This is a genomic window from Polymorphum gilvum SL003B-26A1, assembly GCF_000192745.1.
In the GTDB taxonomy this organism is placed as follows: Bacteria; Pseudomonadota; Alphaproteobacteria; order Rhizobiales; family Stappiaceae; genus Polymorphum; species Polymorphum gilvum.
Genome location: NC_015259.1, coordinates 558,977 through 580,807, shown reverse-complemented (window position 1 = coordinate 580,807; position 21,831 = coordinate 558,977). Strand labels below are relative to the sequence as shown.

General features: G+C 67.8%; 18 protein-coding genes. 3 read left to right on the top strand and 15 right to left on the bottom strand.

What is annotated here, in order from left to right; all coding sequences use genetic code 11:
• Nucleotides 1-2 precede the first annotated feature (2 nt).
• The 4 genes from SL003B_RS02790 to SL003B_RS02775 all read right to left on the bottom strand — a co-directional run bounded on the left by SL003B_RS02790 (nt 3) and on the right by SL003B_RS02775 (nt 3,303).
• Nucleotides 3-806, bottom strand: coding sequence for an ABC transporter permease (locus SL003B_RS02790; protein WP_013651307.1), 804 nt, complete (start codon nt 804-806; stop codon nt 3-5).
• Nucleotides 799-1,620: an ABC transporter permease gene (locus tag SL003B_RS02785; RefSeq protein ID WP_013651306.1), complete on the bottom strand. Its 822-nt coding sequence runs from the start codon at nt 1,618-1,620 to the stop codon at nt 799-801. The genes SL003B_RS02790 and SL003B_RS02785 overlap by 8 nt, the downstream gene beginning before the upstream one ends.
• Before the next feature lie 128 nt (nt 1,621-1,748).
• On the bottom strand, nt 1,749-2,792 hold the full coding sequence (locus SL003B_RS02780) for an ABC transporter substrate-binding protein (protein ID WP_206771953.1): 1,044 nt from the start codon (nt 2,790-2,792) through the stop codon (nt 1,749-1,751).
• Nucleotides 2,793-2,826: 34 nt separating this feature from the next.
• Nucleotides 2,827-3,303, bottom strand: a complete 477-nt coding sequence (locus SL003B_RS02775; protein WP_013651304.1) for a DUF3830 family protein — start codon at nt 3,301-3,303, stop codon at nt 2,827-2,829.
• 296 nt (nt 3,304-3,599) lie between these two features.
• Between SL003B_RS02775 and SL003B_RS02770 the strand changes: the two genes are divergently transcribed.
• A complete protein-coding gene (locus tag SL003B_RS02770) occupies nt 3,600-4,652 on the top strand; it encodes an AbrB family transcriptional regulator (protein ID WP_013651303.1) in 1,053 nt (350 codons plus the stop codon).
• 37 nt (nt 4,653-4,689) lie between these two features.
• Here the strand turns inward: SL003B_RS02770 and SL003B_RS02765 are convergent, their stop codons facing one another.
• From SL003B_RS02765 to SL003B_RS02740, 6 genes are all read right to left on the bottom strand, one after another.
• Entirely contained in the window at nt 4,690-5,667 is a 978-nt protein-coding gene (locus SL003B_RS02765; protein ID WP_013651302.1) for a D-2-hydroxyacid dehydrogenase family protein, read from the bottom strand.
• Nucleotides 5,668-5,697: 30 nt separating this feature from the next.
• Entirely contained in the window at nt 5,698-7,350 is a 1,653-nt protein-coding gene (locus tag SL003B_RS02760; RefSeq protein WP_013651301.1) for a thiamine pyrophosphate-binding protein, read from the bottom strand.
• Nucleotides 7,347-8,459, bottom strand: a complete 1,113-nt coding sequence (locus SL003B_RS02755; RefSeq protein WP_013651300.1) for a 4-oxalomesaconate tautomerase — start codon at nt 8,457-8,459, stop codon at nt 7,347-7,349. Before SL003B_RS02755 ends, SL003B_RS02760 begins: the two co-directional genes overlap by 4 nt.
• The gene (locus SL003B_RS02750) at nt 8,456-9,511 is read right to left on the bottom strand and encodes an isocitrate/isopropylmalate dehydrogenase family protein (RefSeq protein ID WP_013651299.1); all 1,056 of its coding nucleotides are present in this window, start codon (nt 9,509-9,511) and stop codon (nt 8,456-8,458) included. Before SL003B_RS02750 ends, SL003B_RS02755 begins: the two co-directional genes overlap by 4 nt.
• 7 nt (nt 9,512-9,518) lie before the next feature.
• Nucleotides 9,519-11,492: a tripartite tricarboxylate transporter permease gene (locus tag SL003B_RS02745; RefSeq protein ID WP_013651298.1), complete on the bottom strand. Its 1,974-nt coding sequence runs from the start codon at nt 11,490-11,492 to the stop codon at nt 9,519-9,521.
• Nucleotides 11,493-11,607: 115 nt separating this feature from the next.
• Nucleotides 11,608-12,714, bottom strand: a complete 1,107-nt coding sequence (locus SL003B_RS02740; protein WP_013651297.1) for a Bug family tripartite tricarboxylate transporter substrate binding protein — start codon at nt 12,712-12,714, stop codon at nt 11,608-11,610.
• Between the two features lie 165 nt (nt 12,715-12,879).
• Here SL003B_RS02740 and SL003B_RS02735 point away from each other — a divergent pair, with 165 nt between their 5' ends.
• Nucleotides 12,880-13,551 carry a response regulator transcription factor gene (locus tag SL003B_RS02735; protein WP_013651296.1) on the top strand — a complete coding sequence of 224 codons (672 nt, stop codon included), beginning with the start codon at nt 12,880-12,882 and terminating at the stop codon, nt 13,549-13,551.
• Nucleotides 13,548-14,924: a sensor histidine kinase gene (locus tag SL003B_RS02730; RefSeq protein ID WP_013651295.1), complete on the top strand. Its 1,377-nt coding sequence runs from the start codon at nt 13,548-13,550 to the stop codon at nt 14,922-14,924. Before SL003B_RS02735 ends, SL003B_RS02730 begins: the two co-directional genes overlap by 4 nt.
• Nucleotides 14,925-14,948: 24 nt before the next feature.
• Here SL003B_RS02730 and SL003B_RS02725 read toward each other — a convergent pair whose 3' ends face one another.
• Genes SL003B_RS02725 through SL003B_RS02705 form a run of 5 tightly spaced genes read right to left on the bottom strand, consistent with a single transcriptional unit; the run spans nt 14,949 to nt 21,735 of the window.
• Complete coding sequence (locus SL003B_RS02725; RefSeq protein WP_013651294.1) at nt 14,949-16,598, bottom strand: acyl-CoA synthetase; 1,650 nt, start codon at nt 16,596-16,598, stop codon at nt 14,949-14,951.
• A gap of 26 nt (nt 16,599-16,624) precedes the next feature.
• Entirely contained in the window at nt 16,625-17,551 is a 927-nt protein-coding gene (locus SL003B_RS02720) for a 3-hydroxyacyl-CoA dehydrogenase family protein (RefSeq protein ID WP_013651293.1), read from the bottom strand.
• Nucleotides 17,541-18,713 (bottom strand): serine hydrolase domain-containing protein, encoded by a 1,173-nt coding sequence (locus tag SL003B_RS02715; protein ID WP_013651292.1) that lies wholly within the window; start codon nt 18,711-18,713, stop codon nt 17,541-17,543. Before SL003B_RS02715 ends, SL003B_RS02720 begins: the two co-directional genes overlap by 11 nt.
• Entirely contained in the window at nt 18,710-20,728 is a 2,019-nt protein-coding gene (locus SL003B_RS22215; protein ID WP_013651291.1) for a TRAP transporter large permease subunit, read from the bottom strand. Before SL003B_RS22215 ends, SL003B_RS02715 begins: the two co-directional genes overlap by 4 nt.
• The gene (locus tag SL003B_RS02705; protein WP_041375336.1) at nt 20,725-21,735 is read right to left on the bottom strand and encodes a TRAP transporter substrate-binding protein; all 1,011 of its coding nucleotides are present in this window, start codon (nt 21,733-21,735) and stop codon (nt 20,725-20,727) included. Before SL003B_RS02705 ends, SL003B_RS22215 begins: the two co-directional genes overlap by 4 nt.
• Nucleotides 21,736-21,831: the final 96 nt, after the last annotated feature.

The window sequence follows — 21,831 nt, the reverse complement described above, 5'->3', positions numbered from 1 at the left end:
GATCAGACACTCGCAACACGCTTCAGCCCGAGCATGCGGTCGATCACCAGGATCAGGACCACGGTGATGGCAATCATGAGGCTCGAAACCGCAGCAACGGACGGGTCGGGGCTGAACTCGAGCTGACCGTAGATCTGGACCGGCAGCGTGGTCAGGCCCGGCTTGCGCAGGAACAGCGACAGAACAGCCTCGTCAAAGGAAATGTTGAAGGCGAAGAAGGCGCCCGCAGCGAGGCCCGGCAGGCACTGCGGCACCACCACCAGCCACAGCCGCTGCAAGCGGTTGGCGCCCATCGTGCGGGCGGCCTCCTCAAGCGCCGGATCGGATTCGCTCAGAACGGCGAGCGTCGTGCGCACCACATAGGGCAGGGCGATGACCGAATGGCCGAGCCACAGCACGACCGGCGACACCGGACCGAAGGTCGCGCTCCAGAACATCAGCATGCCGATCGCATAGATGATCGTCGGCAGAACCAGCGGCGAGAGGAACAGCGTCGCCAGAACCTCACTGCCCGGCAACTGCCGGCGGTGCAGGGCGATGGCGGCCGCACCGCCGACGAGCGTCGCGGTGACCGTGACCGCAAGGGCGATCTGGAGGCTGATCAGGGCCGCCGACAGATAGGCGCTGGACGACAGCACCGCGGCATACCAGCGCAGCGAGAAATTCTGCGGCGGAAACGAGATGAACTGGCTTTCGGACACCGACGCGCCGATCACCACGATCAGCGGCGCCAGCAGCACGATTAGCGTCGCGGCGATGAAGACAATGGCCGCAACGCGCAGCCAGCCGGGAACCGACCTAACCATGGCGCGCCCCCGACAGCCGGATATAGGGTACCAGCACCAGAAGGATACCGACGAACAGAATGACCGCCTGGGCTGCGGCGAACGGCCATTCGAGGCTTTGCGTCACCGACTTGTAGATCGAGGAGGCCAGCACCTGGATGCGGGCACCGCCCAGGAGGTTCGGCGTCACGAAGGAACTCGCTGACAGGGTGAACACCAGCAGCGAGCCGGCGACGATGCCGGGCAGCGACAGCGGCAGCACCACGGCGCGCATCGTCTGCAGGAAGCTGCAGCCCATGGTGCGGGCGGCTTCCTCCAGGCGGATCTCGATGCGGGTGACGACGCCGAGGATCGACAGGGTCATGAACGGCAGCAGAACCTGGACCATGCCGATGACGATCGCGGTCTCGGTCTGCATGAGCCCGAAGCTGCGGCCGACCAGCCCCATGTCGCGCAGCAGCTCGGGCACTAGGCCGGAGCGCGACAGCAGCACCATCCAGCCGAAGGTGCGCACGACGACGCTGGTCATCAGCGGCAGGATGACCGCGATCACCAGCCACATCCGCAGCCGCGGGCCAACCCTGGCCATGATGTAGGCGAGCGGAAAGCCGATGACGGCACAGATCGCGGTGATGATCAGGGACAGGCGCACGGTGCGCCAGAGGATGCCGAGATAATAGCTGTCGCCGAGGAAGCGGGCGAAATGCTCGAGTGTGGGACCGTCAGGGCCCGACAGGCTCAGGAGCATCATCTGGCCTATGGGGAGGAAGAAGGCCAGCGCCAGAAGCAGAAGGCCCGGAAGCGCGAGCAGCAGGTTTTCCGCGCGATCTGACATCGGTAAGGACACTCCGTCGGTTCCTGGGCAGGTTCATGTTCTGACAGAAGATGTGAACCGGTCCAAGCGTCTGCGTCTGCGGCCGCGATCGCCGATGGGCGAGCGATCGCGGCCTGCCAGCGTCCGCGTCAGCGGGCGATGGTCTTGTTCCAGGCCTCGACCCACTTGGCGCGGTTGGCTTCGATCACCTTCGGATCAAAGCGCAGGAGACCCTTGACCCCGTCCTCGCCGTAGGCGACATCCGCCGCGACCTCAGCAGAAAGCTCGGCCTTGGCGTTCGTCGGCGAGTAACGCAGGGCTTCGGCGAAGCAGGCCTGGGCTTCCGGCGAGATCGTCTTGTCGATGAACTTGAGCGCCAGGTCCTGGTTCGGGCGGCCGGAGACCAGGTTGGTCGTGATGTAGCTCGCCGGCGTGCCTTCGGAACCTTGCACGAACTTGGCCGGCAGGCCGGCCTTGCGCAGGGTGAAGGCATAGTCGGACGCGTAGGGCGCAACCCAGGCGTCGTTCTGGGCGAATTCCTGCTGAATCTCGGGCGAGGTCGACACGACGATCGCGCCGTTGCCAAGCAGTTCGGTCACGGCATCGAGACCCGGCTGGATGTTGTCCAGATCGCCGCCGCTCACCTGGTTGAGCATCAGGAAGCCGAGCATGCCGTAGCCGTTCGAGATATCGGTCAGCACCAGGTGGTCGGCGAAGGCCGGATCCTTCAGGTCGGCCCAGGACGACGGCGCCTTGGGAGCGGTTTCCGAGTTGTAGATCAGGCCGATGGCCGCGATCGAGTAGGCCGGCCCCTCGCCGCCGGCGAGGTTGGCCTTGGCGAACGGATAGAGGTCGGCGGCGTTGCTCAGCTTGGCCTCGTCGATGGGCGACAGTAGCCCCTCGGCCGCACCCACGATCTCCTGGCCGCCGGAGAAGTGGATGACATCGAACTGCGGCGCGTCCTTCTGCGCGCGCAGCTGCGCGAAGGCGTCGGCCGAATAGGCCGTCACGATCTGCACGGTCGCACCGTTTTCCTGTTCGAACGGCGTGATGATGCACTTGCGGTGCGCTTCCTCGTAGGCACCGCCGAACGAGTTGATGGTGAGCGTCCTGTCCTGCGCCAGTGCGGTGCCCGCCATCAGGGAGAGCGCCGAAAGGCCGAGGAACGTGCTAGCAAGCTTCGATGTCATCATACTTCCCCTTCTGTTGACTGCGGTAGGATGCGCCTCAGGCGACCCGTCCAATCTCGACCACCTTGGCTCCTTCCGTGCGGATCAGCCGGCACTGTTCGGCCACGGCGTCGAGATTGTGGGTCATGCGACCGAAATAGGTGCAGGGAATCCAGCCGGTCGGCCCGAACGTGCGACCGCCGACGCCGTAGAACAGGCCGATCTCCCAGAACTCGCTGGGGTCGATCTTGAAGAAGTTCTTCGGCTGGTAGAACCAGAGCACCTCGCCGACTTCCGGCAGCACGGTCTGGTTTTCCGGCGGCAGGGCGGTCGGGTCGAAATTGCGGGCTTCCTCCGGCAGGCCCATCATGATCTCGGGGCCGGAGAACATGGCATGCGTGGCCGGCCAGCGGATCGGCTTTTCAAGCGCACCCCAGATCGCCTTGCAGGTCTCAGGCGCGTTGTCCCAATAAAGGCTTATGATGCCCTGGACGTCCGCTTCGACGAATTTGAGGTACAGATTTCTTTCGGTCATGGGAACCTCTTGGGTCGATAACCCCACTATTCCCACCGATCCAGGCGCCCCTGTCCAATTCCGATTGAAAATTCTAATATAGATTATTTTTATCGTCGGAACCCTATCGCCGCCGCACAGACTCGCGGCCGCCGACGCCGGCCGTGTGCCTTCGCAGCCTCCGCTCTCCCCTCATGCGCATTCGGAAAAAAGACCCTCACGCGCTTGCATATTTTTGCATACAATTGTATACAGAAGCTGTCCGATTCCCGACGAGCCCCGCTTCCCAGGGCCTCGCCACATCCGGCTGACCCGACGTGTCCAAATTCCTCACCCGTGCCCGACTGCTTACCATCCTGTATGCCGCTGCGGGCGTGGCGGCGTTCAAGATCCTCGGTCTGCCACTGCCGTTCCTGTTCGGGCCGATGGCCGCCTGCCTGATTGCCGCCCTGCTCGGCGCCAGGATGCAGGGCATGGGCGAGGTCGGCGTCGGCGCCCGCACCATTCTCGGCGTCGCCGTCGGTGCCTCGATCACCCCGGCCGTCGCCGCCGCCCTGCCGGCGATGGCCCTGTCGCTCGCCCTGATGCCGCTCTACATCGCGCTCATCGGCCTGATCGGCGTGCCGTTCTTCCGCTATTTCTGCAAGCTCGACCCGGTGACCTCCTTCTATGCGGCGATGCCCGGCGGGCTTCAGGACATGATCATCTTCGGCCAGGAGGCCGGTGGCGACGTGCGCACCCTGTCGCTCATCCACGCCACCCGCGTCCTGGTCATCGTCACCATCGCGCCGATCCTGCTGACGACGCTGTACGGCGTCTCGCTCGACAACCCGATCGGCCGGCCGATGGCCGAGGTGCCGTGGCACGAACTGGTCCTGCTCGCCCTTGCCGCCCTGGTCGGCTGGAAGCTGTTCGAGAGGCTCAACCTGTTCGGTGCCTCGATCATCGGTCCGCTGGTCGTCACCGCCATCCTGTCGCTGACCGACCTGGTGCACACCCGCCCGCCGGCGGAGGCGATCGTCGTCGCCCAGTTCTTCATCGGCCTCGGCATCGGCGTGTCCTATGTCGGCGTGACGCTGAACGAGTTGCGGCGGACCGTCCTCTACGGCGTCGCCTTCGTCCTCGTGCTCGCCGCGCTGGCCGCGGTCTTCACCGAAATCGCCGTCCTGTCCGGCCTTGCCGCGCCGCTGGAGGCCTTCCTGGCCTTCGCGCCCGGCGGTCAGGCCGAGATGACCGTGCTGGCGATCATCGCCGGCGCCGACCTCGGCTTCGTCGTCACGCATCACCTGACCCGGCTGATCCTGGTGATCACCCTTGCGCCGATCGCCGCCAGGCTGGCGGGCGCCCGCAAGAAGACCGGGCCGGACTGACCGGCTCGGGGACGCAACCGGCTTCGAACCTCGCGTCTCAGCGCGCTCCGAAGGCGTCCGGATTGATCATGTGGATCGGGGCGCCGGCTGCATAGGCGTTGATCTGCGCATAGATGTCGGCGAACTGGCCGTCGAGTTCGTCCTCGGTCACGAAGCCGATATGCGGGGTGGCGATGACGCGCGGATGGGTCAGCAGCGGATCGCGTGGGTCGGTGAGCGGTTCCTTGTCGAAGACGTCGACCGCGACGGTCCCGGGCCGGCCGGCGTCGAGCGCCGCAAGCAGCGCCCCCGGCGCGACCAGCGCCGAGCGCGAGGTGTTGACGAAGATCGCGCCCGGCTGCATCGCCAGCAGGTCGTCGAGGGTGATCAGGCCCTTGGTCTCCGGCTTCAGCCGGACATGGACGCTGACCGCATCGGACGTCGCGAAGAAGGCTTCGCGGCTTGGCGCCACGCTCTCCTCGGCGGCGGCAGCACGCGCCCGGCCGTCCTCCGAGCCCCACCACTGCACCACCATGCCGAAGGCCCTGGCATAGCCCGCCACGGCCTTGCCGATGCGGCCGTAGCCGTACAGGCCGAGCGTGCGCCCGCGCAGGCTCTTGCCGACGCCGCACTGCCAGGTGCCGGCCTTCAGCGAGGTGATCTGGGCCGGCAACTGGCGCGCGGCGGCCAGGAGCAGCGCGAAGGTCAGTTCCGCCGCCGCGTAGGACGGCGCGTCGGCCTGCATGTTGGACGACAGCAGCACGCCGTGGCGGGTGCAGGCGGGAACGTCGACATGCGGATAGACGCTGCGCTGGCTGATCAGCTTCAGCTTCGGCAGGCGCGCCAGCAGCGGCCCGGTGATCGCCGTGCGCTCGCGGAACAGCACCAGCGCCTCCGCCTCGGCGAGGCGGTCGGCGAGGACATCGACATCTTCCACATGGTCGGTCCACACGGTGACGTCGTGGCCGTCGAGCAGGCGGAAGCTCGGCAGGGTCTTCAGCGTATCGAACCAGTCGTCGAGGATATGCACCTTCATGGCGGTCTGCATCCTGGCTAGCGGGGCGGATCAGGGCTTTGCGGAATGGGAGCGACGGATCACCGGCGACACCACCGCGTCGGAGACGTGGAAGTCCCAGAGCGCGGCGGAACGGGTACGTCCGGCGGCAAGGGCGATCTCGCCGACCGCGTCGAGGTCGTCGATCCGCCGCCCGTCCAGGCCGAAGCCGCGCGCCAGCGTGGCGAGATCGGTGTAGCCGAACACCGCGCCGGCATCCGACAGCCCCTCGAAACGCAGCTTGTGGATCTCCGAACCGTAGGCGCCGTCGTTGAGCACGCAGATCAGGATGTCGAGCCCGTGCCTGTGGATCGTCTCCAGTTCCTGCACGTGCATCAGCAGGCTGCCGTCGCCGTCGAACAGCACGACCTTGGTGTCGGGCCGCGCGGCGGCGACGCCGATCGCATAGGCGAGACCGTTGCCGATGGCACCGAACTCGCGGATCGTATGGAACCGCTCGGCCGGGCGCCCGCGCATGTGCGCCGTGAAATAGGAGCAGTGCCCCGACGAGTTGACCGATTCCCACTCGCGCGGCAGCACGGCGTCGAGCGCCCTGACCACGTCGCGCGGGTCGAGCGTGCCGGGCCTGGCCGGGAAGACGGTGCTGTCGGCGGGCCGTTCGCGGATCGCCCGGGCGAGGTCGTCCGAGCGCCACCGCTCCGGCCGCGCCGGCGGCAGCGCGGACGTCAGCGCCTCGATGCCGAGGCGGGCGTCGGCGCGCAGGTGATGGGTCGCGGCCAGGCGGCCCTGGCTGATCGCCCGCGGCCGGGTGTCGACATGCAGGACGGCGGCCCTGGGATACAGCCGGCCGGCATCGGCGGCATGGGCGGCCAGGCTCATGCCCACGGCGATGACCAGATCGGCCTCGGCGAAGGCCTCGCGGGCGACGTCCGAGGAAAAGCCGCCGGCGATGCCGACGCTGAAGGGATCGTCGTCGAACAGGCCGCGCGCCGGCAGCGTGTTGGCGAGCAGCCCGCCGCAGGCCTCGGCCAGCGCCCGGCAGGCCGGTGCGGCGTCGGCCAGCAGCGCGCCGCGGCCGCCGATGACGACGATCCTGCGCGATCCGGCCACGAGCTCCGCGGCCCGACGGACATCATCGGGATGCGGCGGCATCGGCGAGGCCTTGGGCAGGACGGCGCCGGACGGCGCCGGCATCGCCGCCTCCGTCCACGGCTGGTCCTGCAGGTCGAATGGCACGCCGACCACCACCGGGCGGTTTTCCGTCTTCGCCTGCAGGAAGGCATCACGCACGCCGACCGCAAGGCGCGCCGGATGATGCAGGGCGACATAGGCCGCGCCGCAGGCGGTGACGAACGGCGCCTGGTCGATGCCCTGGTTGTACCAGGCGGTCGAGATCGGCGCCTCGCCCGCGAACACGACCAGCGGAATGCCGGCGCGCGCCGCGGCGGCGAGCGCCGTCATGGTCTGCGTCAGGCCCGGACCGCAGGTGACGGTGGCGACCCCGACCTCGCCGGTCGCCCGGGCATAGGACATCGCCGCCGACACGGTCGTGTGCTCGTGGCGCACGTAGATCATCCGGCAGCCGCCATCCGACAGCCGGGTGGCAAAGTTCATGTTGGCGTCGCCGAGCAGGGCGAAGCAGGCGCGCACGCCCTCGTTCAGGAACGCCCGCGCCAGGGCGTCGTAGCAGTGCAGTCCGCTCATGCGCCTGCCGTCTTCGCCGTCTTGGCCGTGAAGGCGCGCTCCGGCACCAGCACCTCGCCGCGCGCAAGCAGGCGCGCCGTGCGCACAAGGCCGGCGGAGCGCAGCTCGAAGCCGTTGGGGCCGTTCTCGTAGTCGACGGTGACGTCGATCTGCCCCATCGGATGCTCGATCAGCACCAGCGCCGGCACGCCCTCCGGCGTGGCGACGAGGCCGTCTGCCACCGTGCCGGGCGTCAAAGCGCAGGAGGCGAGGCACTGAGAGCCGGTCACGGCCATGGTCGGATGGCAGTTCCACGGCATGAAGTAGCGCGCCGCGAAGGTGCCGCCGTCGCGCGCCGGTGCGATCAGGCCGAACTTCGGCGTTACCGACTTGGCAACGTCGCCCATGCCCATGCGCCGACCCGCCTCGAGGCGGACGGCCTCGATGCGCGCCATCAGCTCGCGGTCGGCATCGAGGTCGGCCGCCGTCTCGTAGCCGGTTATGCCGAAGTCGGCGGCGCGCCCGATCACCATCGGCATGGCGACATCCATGCAGGTGACTTCATAGCCGTCGATCGTGTCGCGCAGGTTGCCGGTCGGCAGCAGCGCGCCGCAGCTGGAGCCGACGACATCGAGGAAGTTGAGGAACACCGGCGCGGCGGTACCGGGCACGCCGTCGATGGCGGTGTCGCCCTCGTAGTTCACCTTGCCGTCCGGCGTGTCGACGATCGCCTCGACGCGGGCCCCGGTGTTGACGGCGCGGATGCGCACGCGCGTCTTGTCGCCCTGCGGTTCGACCAGGCCCATCTCGATGGCCGCCGGGCCGACGCCCGACAGGATGTTGCCGCAGGTCGGCTTGAAGTCGACCAGCGGCTCCTCGACCGACACCTGGGCAAAGAAATAGTCGACGTCCGCATCCGGCGTTTCGGAGCGGCTGAGCATGGCGACCTTGGTGGTCACCGCCGTGCCGCCGCCGATGCCGTCGATGTTGTGCGGGTGGCCGGCGCCGACGACGGCGACCAGCACGTTCGCCAGCGTGTCGAGATCCTGCGGCAGATCCGCCCGGTTGAAATAGGGGCCGCGCGAGCTGCCGCCGCGCAGGAAGTGATAGGGAATGGCGATCTGGGTCATGGTGCAATGTCCTCGATGAGGCGGGAGACCGTATCGGCAAAGGCGGCGGTGCCGAGGGCGCCGCCGAGGTCGCGGGTGCGGGTTTCGGGGTGAGCAAGGGCGGCGTCGATCGCAGCCTCGATCGCGTCGGCAGCCGCGGTGGCGCCGAGGTGGCGCAGCAGCATGGCCGACGAAACGATCAAAGAGGTCGGGTTGGCGAGGTCCTTTCCCGCGATGTCCGGCGCCGAGCCGTGCTGGGCCTGCGCTACGGCATGATCGGCGCCGAGGTTCAACGATGCGGCAAGGCCGAGACCGCCCGCCAGTTCGGAGGCCAGATCCGACAGGATGTCGCCGAACATGTTGGTCGTCACCAGCACATCGAAGCGCTCCGGCGCGCGCACCAGCAGCGCGGCGGCGGAATCGACCAGGACTTCCTCGTAGGCGATGTCCGGATACGCCTTGGCGACGGCCCGCACCTCGTCCAGGAACAGGCCGTCGGACATGCGCATGACGTTCTGCTTGTGGATCGCGGCCACCCGTCGCGCCGGCCGCGTGGCAGCAAGGGCGAAGGCCGCCTCGGCAATGCGGCGCGATCCATCGGCCGTGATCTTGCGCATGGCCAGCGCGACGCCGGGTACCGGCATGAACTCGCCGCCGCCGGCGAACATGGTGCGGTCGGCGTAGAAGCCTTCCAGGTTCTCGCGCATGACGACGAGATCGACCGGCCGGGCGATCGGCGTCGGCAGCCCCGGCCGCGACCGGGCCGGGCGGATGTTGGCGTAAAGCTGCATCTGCTTGCGCAGGGCGCCCGACGGATTGATGCCGCCCTGCGCGACCGGCGGATATTCATTGTGCGAGACCGGTCCCAGCACCACGCCATCGGCCGCCAGCGCGCGCTCGCGCACGCGCTCCGGCAGGGTGGTGCCTTCGGCCTTCAGCGCTGCAAGGCCGATCCGGTCCTCCGACAGGCTGAGGCCCAGCCGGAAGCGCGTGTCGGCCGTGCGCAGCACGCGGACCGTGGCATCGGTGATTTCCGGGCCGATGCCGTCGCCCGGGAGAACGAGAAGGTCCATGATCGGCTCACCGGAACGGCCAGGGCAGGTCGTAGGCATCCTGCAGCAGGCCGCGCGGGAAGTTCAGCGACAGGGCGTTGGCCAGCACCAGGATGAAGACGGCGATGCCGATGGTGAGGATCGCGGTCTTGAGCCAGCTCGCCCTGGCCCGAACGCGCAGGAACAGCGGGAAGAACGCCAGCATCGCCAGGTAGAAGCCGACCAGCGCCGACAGCGCGACCAGGCCGGTGATCCACAACAGCCCCTCCCACAATCCGCGTCGTCCCGTGCCCCTCTCGGCCTCGGTATCGAACAGCGAGGCGTGGCCCTGCTGGCTGACGACCAGCGTGACGACGAGGATGAGGGTCAGCGCGAGACCGATGATCGACGAGCCCATCGTGAAGATGCCGCCGAGGAACGAATGCTCCATCGAGTCGATCAGGGCGGTGAGGAAGAGGCCTGCGACGAACAGCGCGAACAGGATCTGCGGCATCCGCCTGGACAGGTTGCCGCCGGCATGGGCCGCGACCGAGTCGGACCCGCTGTCGTCGACCCGGTTGCGCAGGCCGATGGCGACGGAGATGATCGTCAGGATGCCGATGACGATGACGCCCGGCCTGCTGATGAAGTCGAAGCCGTAGAACTGAACGGCCTGATAGAAGTAGTTTTCCGCCTGCGGCGCCAGCACGAAGCCGATCAGCAGCGCCGGCCGCGGCCAGCCGAACCGCTTCATCAGGATACCGATCATTCCCAGCAGCAGCAGCGCGATCAGGTCTTCAAGCGCCCGGGTCGCCTGGAAGGCGGCAAAGCACACCACCACGATCATAAACGGGGCAAGCAACTGGAACGGGATCAGCGTCAGCCGCGAGATCGGCTGCGCCAGCATGATGCACAAGCCCGCGCCCATGATGTTGGCGATGGCCAGCGACCAGATGACCGCATAGGTGACGTTGAGATCGGCGCCGACCATCGATGGACCGGGCTCGAGGCCGACCAGGGCCATGCCGCCGAGGAACACCGCCATCGCGCCCGAGCCGGGGATGCCGAACATCAGCGTCGGCAGCATGGCGCCGCCCTGCATGGCGTTGTTGGAGCTTTCCGGCGCGATCACGCCGCGGATGTCGCCCTTGCCGAACCTGGAGGTGTCCTTCGTCGTCTGCACCGCATGGCCGTAGGCGATCCAGTCGACCACCGAACCGCCGAGGCCGGGAATGGCGCCGATAAGGCAGCCGAGCCCCGCGCAGCGGACGCTGAGGAACAGGTTCGCCCACCAGTCGCGGATGCCCTTGAACCAGCCCGTGCCGATGCGCGCGCCCTGAGCGATCGAGCGGTCGGCGCGCAGCAAGTCGACGATCTCGGGGATGGCGAACAGGCCGAGGCCGACGATCACCAGCGGAATGCCGTCGTAGAGATAGTGGATGTCGTAGACCATGCGGAATTCGCCGGTCGCCGGCGCACCGCCGAGCGATCCGATGCCGAGGCCGAGCGCGCAGGCGGCCAGCCCCTTCGGCAGGCTGCGGCCGGCAAGCACGGCGACCATCGACAGGCCGAACAGCGACAGCATGAACAGTTCGGCGGATCCGAACATAAGGATCAGCGGGCGGGCGATCAGCACGAAGCCGGTCAGGATGATGGCCCCGACGACGCCGCCGAACAGCGACGAGATGAAGGCCGCGGACAGCGCCCGGGCAGCCTCGCCGTTCTTGGCCAGCGGGAAACCGTCGAGCACGGTCGCCTGCGAGGCGGACGATCCGGGAATGCCCATGAGGACGGAGGAGAACGTGTCAGATGTCGGGATGACGGCGACCAGGCCGATCAGCATGGCGAGTGCGGAAACGTTGTCCAGGCCGAACAGGAACGGCACCAGCAGCGACAGGCCGGCAATGCCGCCAAGACCCGGAAAGATGCCGACACACAGGCCGACGAGGACGCCGACGAGCATGTAAAGCAGGTGCTGCACGGACAACAGGTCTGCGAGCGCGGCAAAGAAGACTTCGACCACGGTTACATCCGATCGTTTTCGTTCGTCAGGATATCGGGTGGGGACGGCTCGAAAGCCGTCCCCATGTCAGTCACTGGGTGCAGGTGCCTGGGTTAAAGCCACCTGGCGCGGAGCATCATTCGCCCAGCTTGACGCCGTATTCGCTGGTCAGCATGTCGACCACCTGCTTGCGCAGTTCGGGCGCGATCACGGTGCCCTTCTCGAACAGCGCGTCCGCGGCCTTGCCGGTGACGTGGCCGTATTCGCCCACGGCCGACGCGGCGTTCGCCTGGAACTCCGGATCGTCCTTCATGGCCTCGAAGGCGGCCTGGTAGGCGTCGACGATCTCCTGCGGCGTGCCCTTGGGCAGGAACACCATCTTCTGGGCCGGGAAGCCGGCGGTGAAGAAGGCGAAGTAGGCGTCGTATTCCGGTCCGGACGGCGTCTTGCCGGTCAGCTTTTCGTAGGCCTCGGCGAAGTGCGGGATGTCCGGGAAGTTCGGGTCGCGGATCGGGTTGCCGTCCTCGTCGAGCACGCCCCAGGAGAACAGCGGGATCGCCTTACCCTCGGCAACCAGCGGCTGGACGTTCTTCAGGTAGGCCGACGAGGTCTGGTAGTCGATGTTGGTCTCGCCGCGCTCGAAGGCGAGGCGACCGTCGGCGCGGCCCTTGAAGCCGAACACGTGCTGCACATCGAGGCCCATCAGGCGGAAGCCCATCAGCGGCACGAGGTCGAGCGAGGTGGCGCCCTGGCTGGCGTAGACGAGCTTCTGCCCGACGAGCTTGCCGATGTCGTCGGGCGAGGTCACGCCGGTCGACGGGCTGGTGTAGACGACGCCGCCGGTCGGACCGGCCATCGCGATGTGCCAGTCGGCATATTCGTAGCGCACGCGCGGATCGCCGAGCAGATACGGGAACTGGGTCGAGCCGGAGGTGACCAGGATCGTCAGTCCGTCCGGCTTGGCGACGGCCGCGAACATGTTCGAGCCCTTGATCGAGCCGCCGCCCGGCTCGTAGACCAGGGTCACGGTCGGATTACCCGGCAGGTACTTGGTCAGGAATGGCGCCATGAAGGCAGCCATCGTGCCCGACCCGCCGCCCGGCGAGAACGGTACGATCCATTCGATCGTCTTGCCGGCAAAGGAAACGTCAGCCGAGGCGGGCGCGCTGACGAGCACGCCCGCAATACCGGCGGCAACGACGCCGAGCGCACTGCGGCGCGTCATGTTGAGGTAAGTTTTCATAAAGTAGTCCTCCCAAACCCCTTATACTCTGTTGCCAGCCGGACGTGAACACTCATTCCGGCAGGAGCAGAGTGGATGGAACGCAGGCTCACAGAACCGCCGAGGCGGTTTCAAGGGGTGCGACTTTATTGTAGTTTTCTGTCCGGAACCTGTCAGAGGAAGAAAATGCGGATCGCCCTGGTCGAAGACAACCGGAATCTCTGCCGCGGAATTGAGAATGCGCTTTTGGATCAAGGGCATGCCGTCGACGTACTGAACAACGGCGAGGATGCCGACCGCTTCCTCGCAACCCAGGGCGCGGATCTCGCGATCGTCGATGTCAACCTGCCGGGGATGAGCGGCCTGCAGGTCGTCCGCAATCTGAGGTTGCGGAAAAGCGCGATGCCGGTGCTGATTCTCACCGCCCGCGGCGACACCGGCGACAAGGTCGCCGGCCTGGACGCGGGAGCGGACGACTACCTCGTCAAGCCGTTCGACATGGCCGAGCTGCTGGCCCGCATCCGGGCGCTGTCGCGGCGCCGACAGACTCTCAAGCCGGTCGAGGAAGTGATCGGATCGCTGACCTACAACCGCGCCGCCCGCAAGCTGTGCGGCACGCGTGGCACGCTCGACCTGCCGCGCCGCGAAATGGCGCTGTTCGAGTGCCTCCTGGACAACGCCGGCCGGGTGGTGACCAAGGAAACCATCGCCGAGACGCTCTACGGCAGCGGCTCGGACATCGAGCCGAACGCGGTCGAGCTCCTGGTCTCGCGCCTGCGCCGCAAGCTGCACGACACTGGCGTCGAGATCCGCACCGCGCGCGGCCTCGGCTATCTCCTCGACGACAGCCGCGCATGAGGATCCTGTCGCTTCGCAAGCGCCTGTTCCTGCTGATCATCATTCCGCTGATCGTGGTCGCAGGGATCGCCGCCGTGGTCCGCTTCGTCATGGCCGAGCAACTGGCTAGGACCGTCTACGACAACACCCTGCTGACGGTGGCGTTGACCATCTCGCGTGATGTGGTCATGAACGAAGGCGACATCCTGGCCGAGCAACTGCTGGATTCCCTCACCAAGGCGCTCGGCGATCCGGTCTACTATCAGGTCTCCGGCCCGGGCGGCCGCTTCTTCACCGGCTATTCGGATCCGCCGCCGGTGCCGCCCGGTGTCGAGGTCGGCGGCGGCCAGCCGGTGTTCTACGATTCCGTGACGGACGAGCGGCCGGTGCGCGCGGTCGTGCTGCGCGAGTTCCTCGCCGAACCGCGCTTCGGCGGCTGGGTGACGGTCAAGGTCTGGCAAACCGTCAGGCAGCGCGAGGCACTCACCCGCTCGCTGCTCGCCCAGTCGCTGACCCTGATGGCCCTGCTGATCGCGACGGCGGCGCTGCTGGTCTCGGTCGCCATCTCGCGCGGCCTCCGGCCGCTGGACGATCTGCGCGAGGCGGTCAACCGGCGCAGCCCCGACGACCTCAGCCCGATCCGGCGCCCGGTGCCCACCGAGGTCCGTAGCCTCGTCGCCGCGATGAATTCCCTGTTCTCCCGCCTCGCCGAAGCCTTCGCGCTGCGCGAGCGGTTCATTTCCGACGCCGCCCATCAGCTGCGCAATCCGGTCGCCGCCATCCAGGCGCAGGCGGAGGCTGCGACGACGGCGCCCGACGAGGCGTCGCTGCGCGCCCGCGTCGAGGTGCTGGCGACGACCGCGCGCCAGACCGGCCGGCTGACCCAGCAACTGCTGTCGATCGAACGCATCAGGGGCCGTTCGCTGCTGGCGAAAAGCGATCCGGTCGACCTGGAAGCTTTGGTCAAGACGGTGGCGGGTCGGCATTTCGAGCGCTCGGTCCGGCGGGACATCGGCATCGCCCTGGACGTGCGGGGCGCGCCGCGCCCCATACGCGGCGACGACCTGCTGCTGGAGGAGGCTCTGGAAAACCTGATCGACAACGCCGTCGTCCACGGCTCGTCGCCCGGGGACGAGGTGCTGGTCGTGATGGATTTCCGCGACCAGGCAGCCTTCATCACCGTATGCGACCAGGGACCGGGGATCCCGGCGGAAGACGCGCCCAGGATCTTCGAGCGCTTCTACCGCAGCTCCGTTACCGCAAGCCGGGGCTGCGGCCTCGGCCTGGCGATCGCGCGCGAGGCGGCCGAAGCCCATGGCGGCGACCTGACCCTTGCCCCGAGCACCAGGGGCGCCTGTTTTGAACTGCGCCTGCCCTACCCGGATCCCGCCTAGCGCAGGCCCCATCGCCCGGCAGCTTCACCCGGCAGCATCGCCCAGCGTCCTCGCCGCGTCGCGCAGGACGAACTTCTGGATCTTGCCGGTCGACGTCTTCGGCAACGCCCCGAAGACCACCGTCCTGGGCGCCTTGAAATGCGCCATATGCGCGCGGCAGAAGGCGATGATGTCACTCTCGCTGGCCGCCCTGCCCGGCTTCAGCTCGACGAAGGCGCAGGGGCTTTCGCCCCATTTGGGGTCCGGCCGTGCCACAACGGCGGCCTCCAGCACCGCCGGATGGCGGTAGAGCACGTCCTCGACCTCGACCGAAGAGATATTCTCGCCACCGGAGATGATGATGTCCTTGGAGCGGTCCTTCAGCTCGACATAGCCATCAGGGTGCATGACGCCCAGGTCGCCCGAGGCGAACCAGCCGCCGCGGAAGGCTTCTGCCGTGGCCGCGGGGTTTTTCAGGTAGCCGCGCATGACATTGTTGCCGCGCATGAAGATCTCGCCGATGGTTCGCCCGTCCGGCGGCACCGGCTTCAGGGTCCCGGGATCGGCGACCATAAGTTCGGCCAGCGCCGTGTTCTTGACCCCCTGCCGCGCCTTGAGCCGCGCCCGGCGATCGGCGGGCAACGCGTCCCATTCCGATTTCCAGGCGCAGACGACCGCGGGGCCGAACACCTCGGTCAGTCCGTAGACGTGGGTCACCTCGACGCCCATCGCCTCCATCGCCTCGATCACGGCGGCGGGCGGCGAGGCGCCGGCCGTCATCACCTTGACGTCGTGGTCGAAAGTCTTCAGGGCGGCATTCTGCGCCAGCATGTTGAGGACGATCGGCGCGCCGCAGAAGTGGGTGACCCGTTCCGCCGCGATCAGCTCGAAGATCGGTTCCGCCCTGACCGCGCGCAGACACACCGAGGTTCCCGCATTGGCGGCGATCGCCCAGGGAAAGCACCAGCCGTTGCAATGGAACATCGGCAGGGTCCAGAGATAGACGGAATGCGCCGGCATGTTCCAGGTCTGGATCTGGGACAGGGCGTTCAGATGTGCGCCGCGGTGATGGTAGACCACGCCCTTGGGATTGCCCGTTGTTCCCGACGTGTAGTTGAGCGTGATCGCGTCCCATTCCGAGCTCGGGCAGGTCCAGGCGAAGTCCGGATCGCCCTCGGCCAGCAGCGCCTCGTAGGTCAGCGCTCCTGCCCTGGGCCGGCTGCCGCCCTCGACCATGACATCCTCTATATCGACCACCAGCCGGTCCGGATCGCTTGTCAGTTCCAGCGCGGCGCGGGCGAGGTCCGCGAATTCCGGATCGACCAGCACCGCCTTGGCCTCGCCATGGTCGAGGATGAAGGCGATCGCCGCAGCGTCGAGACGCGTGTTGATGGTGTTGAGCACGGCACCGATCATCGGCACGCCGAAATGGGCCTCGAACATCTCCGGAATGTTGGCCGCGATCACGGCAACGGTATCGCCGCGCCCCAGGCCACGCGCGGCCAGCGCGCTGGCCAGCCGCCGGGTGCGGGCATAGGTCTCGGCCCAGGTGCGGCGCACCGGCCCATGTACGACCGCCACGTGGTCGGGGTAGATCGCGGCGGTCCGCGCGATGAAGCTCAGCGGCGTCAGCGCGACGTGATTGGCCGCGCACGCGTCGAGATCGCGATCGAAGATGGATGAATCGATGGTCATTTCGCTCCTCGCATTGTCATGACCAGTCACGAAAGACGGGCGTGCGCCAGCAGGCAGGCCAGGATCATCCGGTCCCGCCTGGCAGCGAGCTCCTGCGGGGACGTCTCGCCCACCATGGCCTGCACGCCTTCGGCCAGGACATCGACGACGTCCGGGGTCAACCGCGGCTCGCCCAGATCCTCCCACCAGCTCTGGAACGCGCCGCCAAGATGCGCGCAGAAGGCGCGGATGCCGCCGGCCCCGCCGCCCAGATGCAGCAGCGTGTTCGGTCCCATCGCCGCCCAGCGAAGGCCTGGGCCGAAGGCAACCGCCTTGTCGATATCTTCCACACTTGCCACGCCCTCGACCGCGAGATGGATCGCCTCGCGCCAGAGCGCGGCCTGCAGCCGGTTCGCGATGTGCCCGGGAACTTCCTTGCGCAGCCGGACGCAGACCTTGCCCATGCCCTCGTAAAAGGCCTGCGCCGTGTCGACCACGCCCGGGTCCGTGCGATCGTTTGCCATCAGTTCGACCAGCGGCACCAGATGCGGCGGGTTGAACGGGTGAGCGAGGACGAGGCGGCCGGGATCGGAAAAGCCGTCCTGCAGGTCGGACAGCCTCAGTCCCGATGTCGAACTGCCGACGATGGCATCGGCACCGAGCACCGGTTCGATCCGGGCATAGAGGCCGTGCTTCAGGTCCAGGCGTTCCGGCACGTTCTCCTGGACGAAGCCGGCGCCCTCGACCGCAGCGGCGGCGTCCGCGGTGAAGCGGACCCTGTCCGCCTCGCCGGCATGAGAGAACCCAAGGGCGCGCAGCGTGTCGGCGACCTCCTCGATCGTCGACAGGACGCGGCGTTCGGCGTTCGGCGAGGGATCGAATACCGCGACCTCGCGGCCCGTTGCCGCGAACAGCGCCGCCCAGCTCATGCCGATCGTGCCCGCCCCCAGGACGGCGGTCTTGTCAAAGCGCATGGCGTCCGTCCTGGTCCAGTCCCGCGTAGACGGCTTTCCTGAAACCGATCCGGTGCTGCGCCCGGTGTTCCGGAGCGTGGGTCAGGAACACGGCGGTCAGGGCATTCTCGGGATCGACCCAGAAATTGGCCCCCGACACGCCCGGCCACAGGAACTCGCCCAAACCGCCGGGCAGGTCCGCGCTCCTGCGCGTCCTGACCGCAAGGCCGAGGCCGAAGCCGAGCCCCGTCCCGGACCAGGGCGCCGTGATGCCGAGAGCGCCGGTATAGGCACCGTAGCCGATGCCTGCGGGCAGATGATTCTGGAGCATGAGGCCCACCGTTTCGCGGCGCAGGATCCGGGTACCGCCCAGCGCTCCGCCGAGGCGCAGCATCTCGGCAAAGCACATGTAGTCGGACACCGTCGAGGTGAGGCCTCCGCCGCCCGAAAACCAGGTCTGATCGGCCGAGAACGGCGGCGCCAGGGCCCGTTGCGTCGGTGACGGCGGGAGCTCCGCGATCGTTCCCAGTACGGGGATGAACCGTGTTCTGTGCATGCCGAGCGGTGCAAGGACGAGTTCCTGCAGAGCGCAGTCCAGGGTCGTTCCGGTCACGACCTCGATCACCCGGCCGAGCAGATCGGTCGACATGCCGTATTCGAACACCGTGCCGGGCTGGTGGAGGAGCGGCAGTTCGGCCAACCGGTCCGCCATCCGCTCGTTGTCGGAGAAAAAGTCGTAGACCCCTTGTTCCAGGTAGCGGGCGTGGATGTCGGCATCGCCGAACTGGCCGTAGGTGACGCCCGAAACATGGGTCAGCAGGTCGAGGATCACGGGCGGCCTGAGCGCCTCCATGATCGCGCCGTCGCGGCACAGGACGCCGCGCCGTCCGAAGCCGGGAATGAAGGACTGCACCTCGTCGCCGAGCGCGAGAACCCCGCGTTCGACCAGAGCCATCGCCGCCACCGACACGATCGGCTTGGTCATCGAGGCAATCCAGTAGACGGTCTCCCACTTGGCGTCAGACCCGGTCGAATCCTTCGCCCCGAAAGCCCGGAGACAGACCGGTTTGCCGGCCTGGCGCACTTCCAGCACGGCGCCGGCGAGCCGGCCGGCTTCCCGTTCCGCCGACAGCCAGTCTTCGAGCGGCCGACTGGTTGCGAACGTCGCACCGGCCCCGGTCATCGCACCAGCTCCGGCAGGAAGGTGACCAGTTCCGGCATGGCGAAGAACAGGAGAGCCATGGCGAGGAAGGCGCCGACGAAGGGCAGGGTTCCGACCGAAATCCGGCCGAGCGAGACCTTCTGGTCCGACACCCCGGCGAGCACATAGAGGATCATGCCGACCGGAGGGGTGATCAGGCCGATCTCGACCAGCATCACCAGCACGATCCCGAACCAGAGCGGGTCCCAGCCCGCAGCCGTGATCACCGGCAGCAGGATCGGCAGGGTCATGAGCACCATGCTGATCGGCTCGACGAACATGCCGAGGATCAGGAACAGGATGACGATCGCCACGAACAGGCCGATGTCCGACAGGTTCAGCCACGTGATGAGGCGTACCAGTTCCTGGGGCATCGACAGGAAATCGACCGCAAAGCTCATCACCGCCGATCCCACCGCGATCATCAGTAGGAATGACGTGGCAAGCGCCGCTTCCTCGAGCGCGCCGACGACACTGCGCAGGGTCAGCGTGCCGCGGGCAAGGCTGATGCCGAGCGCGCCGACGACGCCCACGGCGCCGGCCTCGGTCGGCGTGGCGATGCCGGCGTAGAGAGAGCCAAGGACCAGGATCATCAGCGCCAGGAAAGGCGCGACGCCCCTGAGCGCGAGGAGCTTTTCGCGCAGGGCGTATCCTTGTCCGGCCGGCGCAGCCGTGCCGTCGAGCGCCGTCCAGAGCAACACGACCAGGGCAAAGGCCGCGATCATCAGCAGGCCGGGAACGATGCCGGCCATGAACAGCTCGGTGACCGGCACCCCTGCCATCGGACCGTAGACGATCATCGCGATGCTCGGCGGGATCAGGATGCCCAGCGTCCCGCCGGCGGCAAGGACGCCGTAGGCCAGTTCCGCGCGGTATCTCTCGGCCAGCATTTCCGGCCCGGCGACCCGTCCCATCGTGGCGGCCGTCGCCAAGCTGGAGCCGGAAACGGCGGCGAAGATTCCCGAGGCGAGGATCGAGGCATAGGCCAGCCCGCCCTTCAGCCGACCCATCGCGAGCCGAGTGGCCGCGAACATCTCGCCCGAGGCGTTGCTGCGCACGAGAACGGCCCCCATCATGACGAACATCGGAATCGCCGCGAACTCGAACGTGTTGACCGCTTCCCAGGTCCGCTCGCCGATAACGTTGAGACTGACCGGCGGCAGCCAGAACAGCATGGCGAAGAGCCCGACGGCAAACAGGCAGAAGACGACCGGCAGGCCGCTGAACAGAAGGACGAACAGCGCCGCGACCATGGCGGCGGATCGGGAGGCGAGGGCCATGTCCGCCGTCGCCACGAACAGGCCGACCGCCGGCCCCGTCACGCAAGCGGCGACGATCACGGCCCGGCCGCCCGAGGCGAGGTAGGCGGAAAGCCCGGTCAGGCCGGCCAGTACCAGCACCCACAGGTGCGGCGACAGGCCGGCGGACACCAGGCCGGTCCCGCCCAGAATGGCGAACAGCAGCGCGGCGGCGAGCGGACCGTATCCAGCCAGGCCGGATCGGGACGCGGCGGATCCAGCTAGCGCGATCACGACGCCGGTCAGACCGACGACGACGGCACTCTGGGGGATCCAGAGCGGCGTGTTGAGCAGGCTCCAGCTGCGGGTCCCGCTCTTGAGGTTTTCCGCCCACAAGCCCGTGACCTTCCACAGCACCGTGAGCGCAACGAACACCGAAAGCCACGACAGGGCCTTGAGCACGGCATCGCGACGTTCCGGCGACAGGCGGTCGAGCACGAGATCGACCCGCACGTTGGCGTTCCGGCTGACGACGAAGGGCGCGCCGACGAAGGTGATGGCAACGACCAGATAGGTCGTGACCTCCGTCACCCAGATGGTGGCATGACCGAGGAAGCTGCGGCCGACCACCTCGATGATCACGCTGGCGAGCATCGCCAGCACGCCGAGCAGGCCGAGGAGGCGCGAGCCGGCGGTGACCAGGGCCGGCAGTGTCGAGGGCGCGCGGGCCCTCGACAGGCTGTCCGCTGCAAGGTTCATCGCGTGGCCCCGACCGCTGCCCTCGCCACCTGCAGGACCGCGTCGGCATCGAGGCCGGCGCGCTCCATGTCCGCCTTCCATACAGCCAGGACGGGCGCCTGCACGGCGTCGGCATAGACCCGCGCCATCTCCGCATCGGAGATCTCGGCATAGGCGATGCCGGCCGCACGCCACAGCGCAGGCATCTCCGCCGTGCGCTGCCGCCACCGGGCTTCGAAATCGGCCTCGATCTTCCCGAACTCCGCCGCCACGAGAGCGCGGACATCCTCGGGCAGCGCCGCCCAGGCCTCGTTGTTGACCAGCACGGGCGAAGGCGCCACGCTGCCCAGGCGCCAGTCGGAGGCGTGCGAGATCACCGAACCGAAGCCGGCGCCATGAGCCCAGCAGGTGTCGGTGATGACGCCGTCGATGACGCCGCGTTCGAGCGCCGGCAGCACCTCGCCCGCCGACAGCGACACGCTGATGGCGCCGAGCTCGGCACCGACCAGGCCGGTGCCGCGGTTGTTGACCCGCAGCTTCTTGCCCGACCATTCCTCGACCGTCGTGATCGGCTTGGTGGAAAACAGCGTCTGCGGGCAGAACGCCGTCTCCATCAGCTGGGTGGCGTTGTAGGTGTCGTGATAGAGGACACGGATCCGGGCGCCGTAGTCGGACGCCGACAGCGCCTTCAGGTCATCGTAGCTCTCGGAAATGCCCGGCAGGCTCGGCACGGTGAACATCGGCTGCGTGCCGCTGTAGTAGCCCGGAAGCGGCAGGGCGATCGCGACCAGCCCGTCGCGCACGCTTTCCAGCAGTCGGTCGCCCTTTACCAGCGACGAATTCGCGGTGATCTTCAGCCGCCCTCCGGTCGCCGTCTCGATCCGCTCGGGAATGGCCAGGGCGACCTCCTCGTAGATGGTGCCCTTCACCGACAAATAGGCCAGCGTCCACTCGGTCGTCTGCGCATGGGCGCAGGCCGACCAGGCCGCGACGCTCGCGGCCAGGGCAAAGACGACGGAACGGTTCATGCAATCCTCCATTTGCATCCTGCGCTCGCCCGGCGGGCGCACTTTGGTCTTCCTGCGGAGAACGGATCGAACGGCCAGGCCTTGTCCTGCGGCCTT

Bases quoted from the DNA above. Each gene is read 5' to 3' on its own strand.
- SL003B_RS02725 (WP_013651294.1), bottom strand. From the start codon at position 16,598: ATGACCATCGATTCATCCATCTTCGATCGCGATCTCGACGCGTGCGCG.
- SL003B_RS02715 (WP_013651292.1), bottom strand. From the start codon at position 18,713: ATGACCGGGGCCGGTGCGACGTTCGCAACCAGTCGGCCGCTCGAAGAC.
- SL003B_RS02765 (WP_013651302.1), bottom strand. From the start codon at position 5,667: ATGAAGGTGCATATCCTCGACGACTGGTTCGATACGCTGAAGACCCTG.
- SL003B_RS02790 (WP_013651307.1), bottom strand. From the start codon at position 806: ATGGTTAGGTCGGTTCCCGGCTGGCTGCGCGTTGCGGCCATTGTCTTC.
- SL003B_RS02705 (WP_041375336.1), bottom strand. From the start codon at position 21,735: ATGAACCGTTCCGTCGTCTTTGCCCTGGCCGCGAGCGTCGCGGCCTGG.
- SL003B_RS02750 (WP_013651299.1), bottom strand. From the start codon at position 9,511: ATGGACCTTCTCGTTCTCCCGGGCGACGGCATCGGCCCGGAAATCACC.
- SL003B_RS02735 (WP_013651296.1), top strand. From the start codon at position 12,880: ATGCGGATCGCCCTGGTCGAAGACAACCGGAATCTCTGCCGCGGAATT.
- SL003B_RS02740 (WP_013651297.1), bottom strand. From the start codon at position 12,714: ATGAAAACTTACCTCAACATGACGCGCCGCAGTGCGCTCGGCGTCGTT.
- SL003B_RS02720 (WP_013651293.1), bottom strand. From the start codon at position 17,551: ATGCGCTTTGACAAGACCGCCGTCCTGGGGGCGGGCACGATCGGCATG.
- SL003B_RS02775 (WP_013651304.1), bottom strand. From the start codon at position 3,303: ATGACCGAAAGAAATCTGTACCTCAAATTCGTCGAAGCGGACGTCCAG.
- SL003B_RS22215 (WP_013651291.1), bottom strand. From the start codon at position 20,728: ATGAACCTTGCAGCGGACAGCCTGTCGAGGGCCCGCGCGCCCTCGACA.
- SL003B_RS02785 (WP_013651306.1), bottom strand. From the start codon at position 1,620: ATGTCAGATCGCGCGGAAAACCTGCTGCTCGCGCTTCCGGGCCTTCTG.
- SL003B_RS02780 (WP_206771953.1), bottom strand. From the start codon at position 2,792: ATGATGACATCGAAGCTTGCTAGCACGTTCCTCGGCCTTTCGGCGCTC.
- SL003B_RS02755 (WP_013651300.1), bottom strand. From the start codon at position 8,459: ATGACCCAGATCGCCATTCCCTATCACTTCCTGCGCGGCGGCAGCTCG.
- SL003B_RS02760 (WP_013651301.1), bottom strand. From the start codon at position 7,350: ATGAGCGGACTGCACTGCTACGACGCCCTGGCGCGGGCGTTCCTGAAC.
- SL003B_RS02730 (WP_013651295.1), top strand. From the start codon at position 13,548: ATGAGGATCCTGTCGCTTCGCAAGCGCCTGTTCCTGCTGATCATCATT.